The sequence below is a fragment of the Lacticaseibacillus hegangensis genome (assembly GCF_003946465.1).
GTDB lineage: Bacteria > Bacillota > Bacilli > Lactobacillales > Lactobacillaceae > Lacticaseibacillus > Lacticaseibacillus hegangensis.
Genome location: NZ_RHOL01000003.1, coordinates 12,642 through 25,763, shown reverse-complemented (window position 1 = coordinate 25,763; position 13,122 = coordinate 12,642). Strand labels below are relative to the sequence as shown.

Sequence of the window (13,122 nt, the reverse complement as noted above, 5' to 3'; positions counted from 1 at the left end):
GGCCGAGCAGTGCCCCAGACCCAACGGAGGAAAAAGTGTGGGTAAACGAGGTGGCGCGATGACAGATCGACGAGCTTCATGGTGGCTCAGGCTAAGGCCTGTGATTCTGACGATCATGCTCTGCATGATGGCATCGTTTAGTGCACCTAAATCAGTCCAGGCCGCAGCATGGAACCAAGCCGCATACAACAGCGCCAGTGTGAAGGGCACCTGGAAAGTTGTTGGGGCTACTGGTATCGCTGACGGTGGGACGGTTGGGGGGCCAAAGTATTATCTCGATAACAGTGGGACCTTGCACTTTGGGCCTGCAACAAAACCTATCGCAAGTACAGTCTCGAGTACTGTTGATGCAGGCACATCCCACCTTTCTAGTAATGCAGCCAACGTCAAGGCCATTAGTTTTGACGGTTCCAACTTTTTCGTCGATCAGACGAATGGTTTTTTTCAGCAGTTTGAAAATCTTGAAACCATCACCGGTCTAGAAAACGTTGACGTTAGTCAAATGACGAACATGTCATTCTTGTTCTCTGGCGAGTCAGGAGACGGTAATGCCAACAAAATGCCAAAGCTGACGACAATTTCGGGCTTATCCAACTGGGACGTGAGCCATGTCACCACAATGGCTGACATGTTCCAGAAAAATCCTGTTTTGACTCATGTAGACGGCATTGCCAACTGGGATACCAGTGCAGTGACTGACATGAACCATCTATTTTACGGTGATACTTCAATGTCGACGTTACCAGATTTGAGTGCGTGGAAGACTAATCGCGTCACTGATTTCGATTTTGCTTTTTCTGGCATGACCAACCTGACAGAAGTGACAAGCCTCAACAACTGGGACGTTAGCAGCGGTGTTAAATTTTGGGACATGTTTTCTAACGACCCCGCATTGACGACGCTGAATATTCAGCAGTGGAATCCCCAAAATGCCGAAGAATTGTACGATATGTTTCAAAATGATACTAGCCTGACATCTCTCAATCTTGCTCATTGGAACGTGGCCAAGGCGAAAGATTTTTACAACATGTTTTATAACGACACAAGTTTGACTTCGTTGGATTTAACCGGCTGGCAGCCGACAGCAGGCGAACAATTTGATCACATGTTTGCGGAGGATGCAAAGCTGGCCTCATTGGATGTGTCTGGCTGGACGATGGCAAATGCAGAGACTTTGCAAGCAATGTTCCAAGACATGACAACGGTCAAGGCCCTCGATGTTTCAAAATGGGCTGTACCTCTAAAGGCTAATGTGACGGATATGTTTGACGGTGACAACGCCTTGACCAAATTGGATTTAACCAACTGGCGGCTAGGGACCACGTGGGGCGTCGGTGATCATGTCTTTCCCAGTTACAGTTACTCGCCTGACCCGAAAGCTCTCAACCAGAAATCCCAACTGCAGAGCATCACATTTGGGCCGCTGATGTCGGGAAACATTGCTTTTCCACAATTTACGCTGGGGAATGGAATTTATGGTGTATGGCGCGGGGTCAGTACCGATAAAACTCAGGTGAGAAATGCCGGCAACGCTAACGAGAGTTACGTTCCTGCGACCACTGGGACAAAGGGTGACACCTACCGCTTCGCCTGGGACATTCAGGCCAAGCTGGTCGACAGTCAGGGTAACCCAGTCACTTTGGCAGGGGTGCAACTGACGGTGACCAATGCCTCGGGTACGCAGGTCGCGACTGCGACGACCGGCACTGATGGCACCGTTGATATTCCCCTGAATACGGTGGCCGGCAGTTACACTGTGAAGATTACCGGCGGGATTGATGCCGGCCATACGATTACCAAAGGCACCGCCACCACAACGATTAACCAGGCCGATGGGCAGGTGGCCTTGGTGGTGGATGAAGTTCACGATGAAGACATCATTAAACAATTCCCTGCCGCCGGGGGGCACGGCCCAATCACATTGCTACTTTCCACACTGCTGATACTGGTTGGCGGCTATGGAGTTTGGCGGGAGCGCAACTTTTAAACAAGGTTAATTCTGTGCTCGAAGCCAACTGACGAGCCGTGAGGAAGCACCTGGATCTGTGATGGTCTGGGCGCTTTCGCCGTTGATGGGGACTTTTGCTGGCGATGGTCTGAACTGCCTGTATTAGATTCTAATGTAGTGATAAGATAATTCATTGCCACGGGTTGGGGAACATTCAGTGGCAGCGGTTTTCGTGGGAGCTTATAGAAAGGTGTGCGTAATGGCAGCAACAACTATTGGTCAGATAATTAAACAGATTCGGCAAAAGCGCGGGTATACTGCCAAAGCGATGTATGACCATCTGATGTCCCGGGCAAATTATGCCCGGCTCGAGGATGGCGAAATTGACACGTCGGCGGAAAACTTGTACGAACTCACGAAACGCTTAAACATTTCCATGCCGGAATGGAATCAGGTTTACAACGAAAATCTCGGCCGCGATACGGGTGGGAAGACCACGGTGCGGGTGAACCAACTGCTCAATGAGGGGTGGGTCAACCAAGACCCTAAGCCTTTACGAGAAGCTGCTCAGCTCTGCTATCAGCTATTTGCAAAGTATCATTACCCGAATGAGCGACTCAGTGGACTGACCGCGGATGCCTTGGCAACTTATCTTGAAAATGGGCAAGATAAATCAAAGGCCAACGATTTTTTGGTCCAAATCATTGCGTATCTCGATCGCATCGATACTTGGTACAGCAACGACGTCGGTTTGATGTTCAACGTGTTGCAGATTCTTGACGTTGAGATGTTGATGAAGCTGGTGACGCGCTATCTTTACATGGTCAAGAACAATCGCTGGTTGGCGCAAGGCAGTGCCTACTTGCCTTCGGAACCAGAAGTCATTCAACAGTGTTTCTGGACGACGATTCAGAGCCAAGATTTCAACACGTTCAAACGCTTGCTAGACTACTTCAACGCGATTCCAATGTCCGAACGATACATCTACCCAACTTTGATGAGGCAAATGTACCGAGCTTTTGCGCAGTATGCCCAGGACCATGATCAGAAACGCTTGGACCAGACCATTCAGCCCGTGGGCCAGGTCCTCAGTGAGAGCGAGATGCCATCGAACCATCATGAATTTGTCACTCAGGTAGCCGCACTGCGCCAGTGGTTGATCAAGGCTGAATGACTGAACCGGTTTAGAGGAAAGAGCAGCTGAGCAGGCTGCTTCTTTTTTGCGCCGAAAACGTCGCAAATAAGAGGCATCTGGGTCTATAACCGGGAAGTTCGTGGTATCTTGTCAAAGAATCGATTTCGCCACGCTGGGGTTCGGGGGAACACCGAGCTGGTTGATTAAATGTGGGCTTAAGGTCTTCTCTGCCTTCTTAATGCTTTTCAACGGGGGGAACCTAAAGATGGAAAACAGTACGATTATTGGCGAATATTTTAAAACGTTACGGTTAATGCATGGCCTTTCACGCGCGGAGCTTGCGAGTGCACTGGCGATGTCAGAAAAAACTTTACAGCGAATCGAACTCGGTCAGGTGGATGCCAAAGCTAGCCAGTGCTTGGCCTTTTTAGAGTATTTCGGGGTCTCGCTGGCCGAGATAACGGAACGATTACCAACTGTCATGCCGAGTCCTGAACAGATTGAGCAGCAAATTTGCAAGGCGGCTGGATCTGGCGACCAGCTGGCACGGCTCCAAGAGCAGCTGACTCAGCTGGCTCGAAAAAACCGACGCGAATGGCTTAAAAATAGCCTGGTGGTTTGTCAGGTGCTGGCACTTAAGCTAGCACGTAAAAACACTGAGGCCCGAGAGCTGAGTGACCGGTTGGCGGCGTGCCTGCTCAAAGGTGACTTCATGACCAATTTTGATTTTTGGCTGTTGAGCCAGGTCGCCGATCAAGTCAGCTATGCTAAGTTAAATGCGCTTTTAGCCAGCGGCCAGGTGAAGCAGCACCTGATCAATCCGGGAGAGCGCAGTGTGGCCGTGGACTTCTATTGCCAAACGCTTGATAGTGCATTGACAGCTGGCGATGCGGCCGCCGCGCTGACTGTTTGTGAGATGATCGACCGGCAAGGCGGGACACTTGAAACCTATCGACTCGGGGCCTATCAGCAGTTTTCAAAGTTGGTCGAGGCGGTATTACGCAACCAAGAATTCAACGTGGATGAGAAACTCACGACTTTGACAGCGGCATTGTCGGTCATCTGCCCGACCGATGATGCCGCGCGGATGACGGCCAGGTTTGAGCGGGATCTGAGCCTGGCTGATCACATTGTCGGGGCCCGGCCGGCCTATCAACTAGTCAGTCTGCCAGTTCACCGCGAGACCGATATTGCGGTAACACTCAATCGTCTGCGTGACGTGCAAATCAATTGAAGGAGCGGTATCGGTATACAATCTGAGCAAATGGACCTCAACGGGTTGGACGCTTGCTGGTTGAGGCGCTGTCCGGGTGATACGCGATGAGCAGTTCACGTGTCGGAGAATATTGGCGAACTGCCCAGAAGTGACCAAGTCACAACCGGCCTAATCGACCTGGTTTGATGGGGACGATTGTACAATGCACTTGTTGTAGGGCTTGGTTCGTTTCAGCATAACGCGGCCTTACAACGTCGCCAATGATAGTTTTGATCGTCGCTGCACCCCCCAATCACAGCGACGAGGCGTTTGACTCAATCGGGTCATGTTTGAGCAAATGCAAATGTGTCTTGCGTGATGCTGGTGATGCCAGCGTCGCGCTTTTTGTTAGTGCGACGCAAAAAAACGCCTCTTCAGCGAGAGGCGTGGTGCGACCTTATCTTCGTTGAGCCTGAGTTTCGCGATAGTAGCCGCGGCAGCTGATTGCGAGGAGCCCCACAAAAAGCAACAGGATCAAGCCAATGGGCCACTTGACGGCTTGCCAATGAAACAAGGTGGCAGTGTGTTGCTGAGCGTGTGCCAACCTGGCGTCAGCCTTGGCTCCGGTGGTTTGGTAAGGCGTGACCTTGCTCAGGCGGCCGATGACCACCCGCCGATAACGGCTGTGGTAAGGGCCCTCACAGCGAATCAGGGTGATGCGGCTTTCGTCGGTTTGGTTGAGCACGGCAATTTCCGTCATCTTGACGACGCGGTTGTATATGACATGGTACTGATAGACGTGTTTGAAGTCCGTCTGGCTGATTAATGCGCCTTTTTTTAGTTCGCCGATGCGACTCAAGAGTACCCCGGCACCGTCAAGGTTATGGGCCGCATACACGTTGTTACCTTGGCCCATCGGCCGGTCCGGAAAATAGCGCGAAACGCCGGTTGCAAGCGTGTGGTTTGTGACCACGCTATAAATTGTGAGATCAATATTGACCGACGGAATCGTCAGCTCCCCCATGCCATACTGTTGTTGCAGCGCCTGTGCCTTCGCTTGGGAGCGGGCCAGGGTTTCTGTGTTCAGGTCCTTGATGCGCGCTTTGTGCGTTAAGTGCTTAGCTGCGTTGGGTGTCGCTGCGTCGCGCCAGTGGCTTAGATCAAGCGGCACGTCACGATTGACGGCTGACCAGGCACTAAAAAGAATTCCGGCGACGGCGGCGAACATCAGAAGCGGGGGCCAGAACCATTTGAGAAAACGAATCATGATTGTGCCTCGCTTTCTGCCTTAGCCTGGCGGCGCTGCTTGCGGTCCTGGAGCCAGTAATACAGCCACCACAATAAAACAAATATCAGCAGCAGAATAATCGCGTCGCGCCAGAGATTCATCGGGCTGAACGCGTCGCGCGGAATCGTCCTATGATCCTCGGCTGTTTTCAGTGGGACGCGCTTGCCGTAAATCAGGAGACGATGATCATTGATCCCGATGGGTGTGCATGTCATCAAAATTGCTCGGTTTTGCGCACCTTTGACGTAAAAATTGGTCGTGGCATCCCGCTTGAGCGGATCAATAACTTTCCGCCCGATCACCTGATACCCCATCCGGTGTGCGAAGACATCGATGATGAAAACATCGCCTTTTTTCAGGTAGCGAATATTGTCAAAGAAGATGCGGTTTGCGACCCCGGTGTGGCCAGTGACGGAAGAGGTCACGTATTTGCCTGGTGCTGGGAGCGAGGTGAACGGCATAATACCAGTACCCTTGCTGAGAATTTCGTCACTGGTCCCATAGTAAATTGGCATCGCTTTGAGGTCGATTGCGGGAATGTTAATGTAGCCAACTGGCAGCTTGGCATTCTTTCCCAGAATTTGCTCGATGGTCGTCTTGCCATAGGGTTTGGTGCGTCCCTGCTGGGTGGCCAGCGCGTTCGCGTTGTACTGACGGATCAGTTCATCGCGCTTCTCATCAGCAGGATAGAGACGCCGCCGATAGCTGCTGGCAGTTTTGATTCGCAAATTGGACTGCTGTGCCTCATAAATCATTGGGGCAAAAAAGGCAATCGCCCCTAGGACGAGAAGCGTGCCGAAGAACCATTTCAGCCACCCATGTTTAGGTTTACTTTGTGATGTTGCTGGCTGCTTGGCCATGAGTAGGTTCCTCTCCCCAGCGTGACCGTAACCACAAATCCGGTCACGCTGGTCAAATTAATCAACCTATAAAAGTGTAGCAAATAAAGCGTCCCAAAAGGGCGAGCCGCTGCTTGTTTCTCCAGTCGGAAAGCCGGCAAAAGCTGGTTTCATAGGCTTAACTGCTGGTCAGAAGTGACCAGGTCAGATGTGACTTGGTCACTTGCGGCCGCTTTTGCTTTTTTACTTTTGTCAGATGCTAATCTTTGAGCATGCAAACATGCCAGCAGGTTTGGATGGGTTGCGAAAAGACTACTTAGGAGGAACCTATATATGAAAAAAGGGAAAATTATCCGGTTCGTAGGTGTCTGCGGGCTGGCTCTGGGTGCGCTAGGTGCAGCCACTGCGCCCGTTCTGACAACGAATCATGTCGCCACAGTTACCGCTACAGCAATTGAAGATAACACGAGCGATCGTGCAATCACGATTCATAAGTACGGGACCGATGATGCAACACAGGTCGGACAAAATGGCGGCACGACTCTGCCAGGGGCCCCGAGTGATTCGACAAAGAACCCACCTCTGGCCGGCATCAGTTTTAAGGTGGAAAAGATTACCAAAGCCGGTACTGAGAAGCTTAATGCAGCGGATTCCAGCACCTACAGTGTTGACGCCAGTTTTTCTGCAAAGACCGTGACAACAGATTCTACCGGTACTGCAGTTGCTGATCTAGGTTCGGGGCAGGCAGCAGATGGTTACTATCTGGTGACTGAGCAAGCTAGTGCAGCAATTGCAAAGGCTTCAGCTCCGTTCATTGTTCATATTCCGCTTAACGTCAAAGGGGCTGCCGGCAGTGATGACTCCTTGGAATATAACGTTAACGTTTATCCTAAAAACCAGGTAGCGTCGATTAAGTTAAATCCGACTAAGACCTTTCCTGACGGTACTATGGCCGACAGTGTTAAGAGTGGCGCCTCTGTCAGCTGGGATCTGACAATTGATCGGCCAGTCGATATCCATGGATCTGGTGTTGTTGACGATGGGACATCAACCAGTACTTCTGATTCTGGTGATGGCACAACTACGACGACAACCAAAAAGTGGACCACGTATGCTAGTGAGTTGAAGATGACCGATGTGCTAGACGACACCAAGATGTCGGTTGGCGATAACCCAATTAGCAGTGTCACAATTACTTCTACCGATGAAGGCGGTACTGAGGCAAAAACTGCTCTGACCGCTGATGATTATAAAGTCGAGAAGACTACCGCAGACGGTAAGACAACCGTTACTGTTGAGCTGACTGATAGTGGGATTCAGAAGTTTGCAGCTGCCCCGGATGGTAGTAAGCTGACTGCTACACTCGATACGACCGTAAAAGCAGATAGTTCAGCCGCGATCGACAATACCTTTAGTACTGACTATAAAGGGACTGCAACGCCTAATGGGGAGACCGAGACGACGAATACGCCAGGGAACCCGAAGCCAACCGTTTACTTTGGTAATGTTGACGTCATGAAGACAGATGATGCCGGCAAGGCTTTGGCTAAAGCGACATTTACCCTCTATCCAACTGAAGCTGATGCCAAGGCTGGTACGAACCCCGTCACCACGGAAAAGGGAGATCCCGTCACTGTCACAACTGACGATAGTGGGAAAGCTGAAATCACTGGGTTGGAAGTTGACCCAACGAGCAAAACAAAAGATTACTACTTGGTTGAAACTGCGGCGCCTGTTGGCTACGATGTTGATCCTCAAGTCTTCAAGGTTACTGCGACGCAGGATAGCAAAGTTGACGCAACCGTTAAGGATCACGATAACCTGATTCCTAACCTGCCACTGACTGGTTCGCAAGGTCGGATTCTTCTTTACGCATTGACGACTGGTTTGATTGTGATTGGCGCTACTGGTGTCATCGTGATCAAGAAGCGGCAGCGTAACGCATAACCTGTGAGCATTGTTTAAATGGGTGTAGACCTTGGCCTACGCCTGTTTTTGGCAGAGTCGGACCGTTGATGATGGCGTTTTTCAAAGGTATCGCACGAGGAAAGGAGGCACGACCCATGAAAAGATGGTTTGCCATACTGATGGCGTTATTGAGCTTAATTCTCGTCAGTCGTGCCCATCCTGTAATCGCAGCGACAGCAACAGGCACTTTGACCATTGAGAAACGGATCAGCGTCGATAATAACTCAGCCATTACGCAACAAACTCAACCGCTTGCCGGGGCAAAGTATCAACTGGTGCGCGTGCAGGCGGCAGCGGGCAATCAAATCGATGCGACTAGACCTGGGAGCTATCATGCGCTGCCAGGCGCTGCGGCACTCAACGTCATTCTGACGACAGACGCTAGTGGCATTGCCCGGCTGGACGGGCTCGTGATCGGTGCTGATTACATTTTGACCGAATTAGCGGGTAACGGGGTGACAAAGCCGGCAGCGCCAGTGCTGCTACGCTTTTCGACTCAGCGCACCTCGTATATCTACAGCCCCAAGTCTGGGCTGCTCACCACGTCTCCTGAACCTAGTCAACCGGTCCCGCGCGAGGAGATTGGTAATGGCACTATGCCGGCCAAGCCGAAAACCATTCTGCAGACTGGCGGGGTGATGACGCATCCGCTGGGGTGGTTGCTCGCGGCCATGATTGGTGCGCTGGCCTTGGCGATGCTTGGAATGACCAGCTGGCTGCAGTTGCAGCGCAAAGGCCGCTAGTCGGGCAATTGCGGCAAGAGTCGGAAAAAAAGTACGTGGATGCTATCAATGCTGACAGCACTCACGTGTTTTTTTGCCACCTACATGGTTTTGGTCTGTCCGATTAGTGACTGACAGTGATATGGTCATACGTCGGAGTTGGCGGATTTTAGAAGGATCAAATTGTCTGGACGAGAGACTGGATGACCAAAAAGTGAAATTAGATTAGAATTAGATGTTGATTTTCTAATCCAGTCGTTGTACCGTGTACCTAACAAAATAATTCGTCCATAAACCGTTGATGTGGAGATCAAAACTGTTGTGCACGCACAGAGAGCGACCGGAGCTGGGAATGTCGTCGAACGCAAGCAGTCAAATGGACCACTGAGGGACAGGCCAAAAGTCAAGAGCGGAGGTGCCGCGCACTTTGGACTTCGGCTAACCGATCACGAGCGCAGCGTGCAACGCACGCAAGCAGTGATGGTTAGACGTAAGTCCGTTGCGGCACCGCAGCTCGCCGTCAAGTCAGCCTGTACGTGAGGCATACGTCAGTTGTCGGAAGGGTGTTAGCCCTTCGCTAAGCGGGATGAGGCACGTGTTTGTTGTACCCATCCAATTAAGGTGGCACCGCGGAATAATCCGTCCTTAAACAGTAATGAGCTGTTTATGGGCGGATTTTTTGTGTATCCGGTTCAATGGAGGCTACTTTATGGCAATCAAGTTCGCACGCGTAGATGAACGGCTGGTCCACGGACAGATCATGACCAGCTGGATCAAGCAGCACCCGGTTTCACATATCTTAATTATCGACGACACCTTGGCGGCAGATGAGTTCACGTCATCGGTTCTCGCAATGTCGGCGCCGGCTGATATTACTATCGACATTCAGCCGGTGGCTCAGGCGGCTAAAATGCTTCAGGACGCCAGCCAGCCGGACTTCTTCGTCCTGTTTAAAACGCCGGTTGCGGCGGTTGCACTGGTCAAGGCCGGCGCAGCACTGACCAGCCTCAACATTGGCAACATGGGCAGTGCGCCGGACCGCACGCCGCTGACTCGTCGCGTTTTTGCCAATGCCGCTGAACGCAGCGCCATGCACGAATTGCAACAACTGGGCACCGATGTTTATTTGCAGATGCTTCCCAGTGACCGGCGCGTGGCCTATCAACAGGAGGTGAGCGCATGAACACCTTCTTCATTGCGATCATCATTGCAGCTTTGTGCTGGTTGACCAGTTCGGCGCTGCCGATGTGGTCCCGCTGGGCGTTTTACTTCGGCGCGCCGCTCGTCGCCGGTCTGATCGACGGGCTGCTGCTCGGCCAGCTGACATACGGCCTGCAAGTTGGCGCAACGATTCAAATGGCGTACATTGGGCTGCTTGCCGTCGGCGGCACGCTGCCGAATGAAATGGCCATCGCGGGTTACCTTGGCGTCGCGATGACGATGCTATCAGGCAGTTCGGCCGCGACGGGGCTGGCGATTGCCACGCCGCTGGGGCTGCTCGGGGTGCTGTGTCAGAATGCGAAAATGGCGCTGAATCCGATCTGGGTCCACCGCGCTGACACTTATGCGGCGGCCGGGGATGTGCGCGGCGTGCGGCGGATGAACCTGTTCGCGTCACAAATCGTGCCGTTCATCACCTACTTTATTCCGGCGTTTCTGTGCGTGTATTTTGGTGGTCACTACTTTGCAGCCTTCATGGCGGCACTGCCGGTTCAGATCACCAATATTTTGATGTTGATCGGTAAAATGATGCCGGCGCTGGGACTCGCAATGCTGATGCAGGTGTTGGCCAAGAAGTCGACGATTCCGTTCATCTTGATCGGGTTCGCCCTGGCGGCGTACTTGAAACTCGACGTGATGGCCATTGCCATTATCGGGACGGGACTCGCGCTGCTGCACTATTACTACATGCCACAAGGAGGTCATCGTGATGGAACAGACGCCAAAAAAGCTTAGCAAGAAAACCCTGCGGAAGACTTGGTTTGCATGGCAGTCATGGGGCCAGATTTGCTACAACTACGAGCGGATGATGGGGCTCGGATTTGCCCACGCGATGTCTTATGTGCTCGAAGACCTGTACCCAGACGACAAGGACAAGTTGGCCGAGGGGCTGACTCGCGAGCTGACGTATTACAACACCGAGAACACATTCGGCTCGATGATTGCCGGCATCGTGGCCTCGCTGGAGGAGAAAAAGGCGAATGACGATTCACTCAGTGGGGATATGATCAACAACCTCAAGGCAGCGCTGATGGGGCCAGTTGCCGGCATTGGCGACACCATCACGCAGTCACTGGTCAAGGTCATTCTGCTGGGGATCGGCATTGACATGGCTAAAAACGGCAGTGCGCTCGGGCCAATCTTATTCGTTGTCCTGTTTTGTGCCTACGCGCTGATTGTTGGCCACATCTGCTTCTACTCGGGCTATCACCTGGGTCAGGCCAGCGTTACCGGTCTGCTCAAAGGCGGGAAAATCGCGCGCGTCACGGATTCGCTTGGTGCGCTTGGGATGATGGTGCTCGGCGCCCTGATCCCGACTACCATCACAGTGGGCACACCGCTGAAATTTGCGGTGGGGCAGGTTAAAATCAATCTGCAGTCGATTCTTAACAGTATTGTGCCGGATCTGCTGCCGGTGCTGCTATTCCTCGGCCTGTTTTATCTTCTGCGCAAAGGCCAAAAGCCGGTGCGGCTGATGGGCCTGATTATCGTGGCGGCCATCGTGCTGTCACTCACCGGTATCTTAAAATAACCAATGATGCCGTCAACATCGTCTCGCAAAGCTTCGAACTCTATGACCGACTGGAGTTCGAGGCTTTTTGATAACAAAAATTAAAACACTATGCACGTGCATATAAACGTGGTACACTATTTTTTGCTTACCAGTTTGCACTGGTTCCTCGATTCATTCATGAGGCCAAGTGCAAATGAAGTCTGAGCAGAAAATTACGTTTAAACCAGTGCAAAAAGGTTAGCAGCTGTTTGAAGCTGACCACCAAGGAGACAGACAGATGACAAAAACAATTATTATTACGGGCGCAAACTCCGGCTTGGGGTTTGAGACGACAAAACAGATTGCTGACCAGGGAAGGGACTACCACCTGATCATGGCCTGCCGCAATATGACGAAAGCAAGCGCGGCGCGCGACGAAATTCTTAAGGCGGTACCAGACGCCAACTTGACGTGTCTTGAGTTGGACACCTCCTCGCTGGCTAAAGTGCGGGATTTTGTTGCTGCCTTCAAGGCGCTTGACGAGCCGCTTTACGGGCTGGTTTGCAACGCCGGCATCGCTGGGCGGACCGCAACGGTGACCGCTGATGGGTTCAACAATATTTTTGAGACCAATTACCTTGGCCACTTTTTGCTAACACAGCTGCTGCTGCCGCTGATGCATGACGACAGCCGCATTGTGACGGTCAGCAGCGAGCGGCATGACACGCCGCTTCGGGGTGTGGCCTGGCCAGGGGTTGAGGCAATCGCATATCCTGGCCGCGACGCCATGGTGGATCAGCGCAGCTATGTTTATTCCAAGCTTTGCGCGATTCTGTTCACCTATAAATTGGATCGGCGGCTGACGGCAGCTGGCAAGTCGATCGTCGTGAACACTGTTAATCCTGGGCTTATGGTCGAAACTGGGCTGTCCAAAAACAAATCGCGCTTCACGCCGGAAATGATGGTACAGGTAGCAGATTTACTCAGTACCGCGAAGGACTCGGCCACGATGATCAAGAATTTGATGGTGGATGACAAGTTCGCCAAGGGTCCGGCAAGGTATTTTGACCGCAGCAGTGACAAGCCGATTCGCTCGTCGAAAATGACTTATGATCAGCAGATCCAAGATGAGCTTTGGGATTTCAGCATGAAGGCTGTGGGTTTAACCAAGTAGTTCAAACCAATTGTGTCAAGTAAATTTCCTCTTTGCTAGCGACTGGTACGTCACTGACAGTGGATGTTTTGATTTCGGCGCAAGGCCATTCCTAACTCGCCATGATGCCATAAAAGCTGGTGAGAAGGCGCTTGAAATTA

General features: G+C 52.0%; 11 protein-coding genes. 9 read left to right on the top strand and 2 right to left on the bottom strand.

The window, feature by feature from the left end:
- Positions 1 to 58 precede the first annotated feature (58 nt).
- The 3 genes from EKM86_RS01050 (at position 59) to EKM86_RS01040 (ending at position 4,317) form a co-directional block, all read left to right on the top strand.
- The gene (locus tag EKM86_RS01050) at positions 59 to 1,987 is read left to right on the top strand and encodes a BspA family leucine-rich repeat surface protein (protein WP_125754662.1); all 1,929 of its coding nucleotides are present in this window, start codon (positions 59 to 61) and stop codon (positions 1,985 to 1,987) included.
- 220 nt (positions 1,988 to 2,207) lie between these two features.
- Positions 2,208 to 3,122: a helix-turn-helix domain-containing protein gene (locus tag EKM86_RS01045; protein ID WP_125754661.1), complete on the top strand. Its 915-nt coding sequence runs from the start codon at positions 2,208 to 2,210 to the stop codon at positions 3,120 to 3,122.
- Between the two features lie 226 nt (positions 3,123 to 3,348).
- Positions 3,349 to 4,317 carry a helix-turn-helix domain-containing protein gene (locus tag EKM86_RS01040; RefSeq protein WP_164506108.1) on the top strand — a complete coding sequence of 323 codons (969 nt, stop codon included), beginning with the start codon at positions 3,349 to 3,351 and terminating at the stop codon, positions 4,315 to 4,317.
- Between the two features lie 418 nt (positions 4,318 to 4,735).
- On the opposite strand, the gene EKM86_RS01035 is transcribed toward EKM86_RS01040, so the two are convergent.
- Positions 4,736 to 5,545, bottom strand: a complete 810-nt coding sequence (locus tag EKM86_RS01035) for a class A sortase (protein WP_125754659.1) — start codon at positions 5,543 to 5,545, stop codon at positions 4,736 to 4,738.
- Complete coding sequence (locus EKM86_RS01030; protein WP_164506107.1) at positions 5,542 to 6,321, bottom strand: class C sortase; 780 nt, start codon at positions 6,319 to 6,321, stop codon at positions 5,542 to 5,544. The genes EKM86_RS01035 and EKM86_RS01030 overlap by 4 nt, the downstream gene beginning before the upstream one ends.
- A 417-nt stretch (positions 6,322 to 6,738) precedes the next feature.
- Between EKM86_RS01030 and EKM86_RS01025 the strand changes: the two genes are divergently transcribed.
- The 6 genes from EKM86_RS01025 (at position 6,739) to EKM86_RS00995 (ending at position 12,982) form a co-directional block, all read left to right on the top strand.
- Complete coding sequence (locus tag EKM86_RS01025; protein WP_125754657.1) at positions 6,739 to 8,352, top strand: SpaH/EbpB family LPXTG-anchored major pilin; 1,614 nt, start codon at positions 6,739 to 6,741, stop codon at positions 8,350 to 8,352.
- 116 nt (positions 8,353 to 8,468) lie between these two features.
- Positions 8,469 to 9,116 (top strand): prealbumin-like fold domain-containing protein, encoded by a 648-nt coding sequence (locus tag EKM86_RS01020; protein WP_125754656.1) that lies wholly within the window; start codon positions 8,469 to 8,471, stop codon positions 9,114 to 9,116.
- A gap of 688 nt (positions 9,117 to 9,804) precedes the next feature.
- Positions 9,805 to 10,278, top strand: coding sequence for a PTS system mannose/fructose/N-acetylgalactosamine-transporter subunit IIB (locus EKM86_RS01010; protein WP_164506106.1), 474 nt, complete (start codon positions 9,805 to 9,807; stop codon positions 10,276 to 10,278).
- Positions 10,275 to 11,051, top strand: a complete 777-nt coding sequence (locus EKM86_RS01005) for a PTS mannose/fructose/sorbose/N-acetylgalactosamine transporter subunit IIC (RefSeq protein ID WP_125754653.1) — start codon at positions 10,275 to 10,277, stop codon at positions 11,049 to 11,051. The genes EKM86_RS01010 and EKM86_RS01005 overlap by 4 nt, the downstream gene beginning before the upstream one ends.
- Positions 11,026 to 11,847, top strand: coding sequence for a PTS system mannose/fructose/sorbose family transporter subunit IID (locus tag EKM86_RS01000; RefSeq protein WP_125754652.1), 822 nt, complete (start codon positions 11,026 to 11,028; stop codon positions 11,845 to 11,847). The genes EKM86_RS01005 and EKM86_RS01000 overlap by 26 nt, the downstream gene beginning before the upstream one ends.
- A gap of 259 nt (positions 11,848 to 12,106) precedes the next feature.
- Positions 12,107 to 12,982, top strand: a complete 876-nt coding sequence (locus tag EKM86_RS00995; protein WP_125754651.1) for an SDR family NAD(P)-dependent oxidoreductase — start codon at positions 12,107 to 12,109, stop codon at positions 12,980 to 12,982.
- The last annotated feature ends 140 nt before the right edge of the window (positions 12,983 to 13,122 follow it).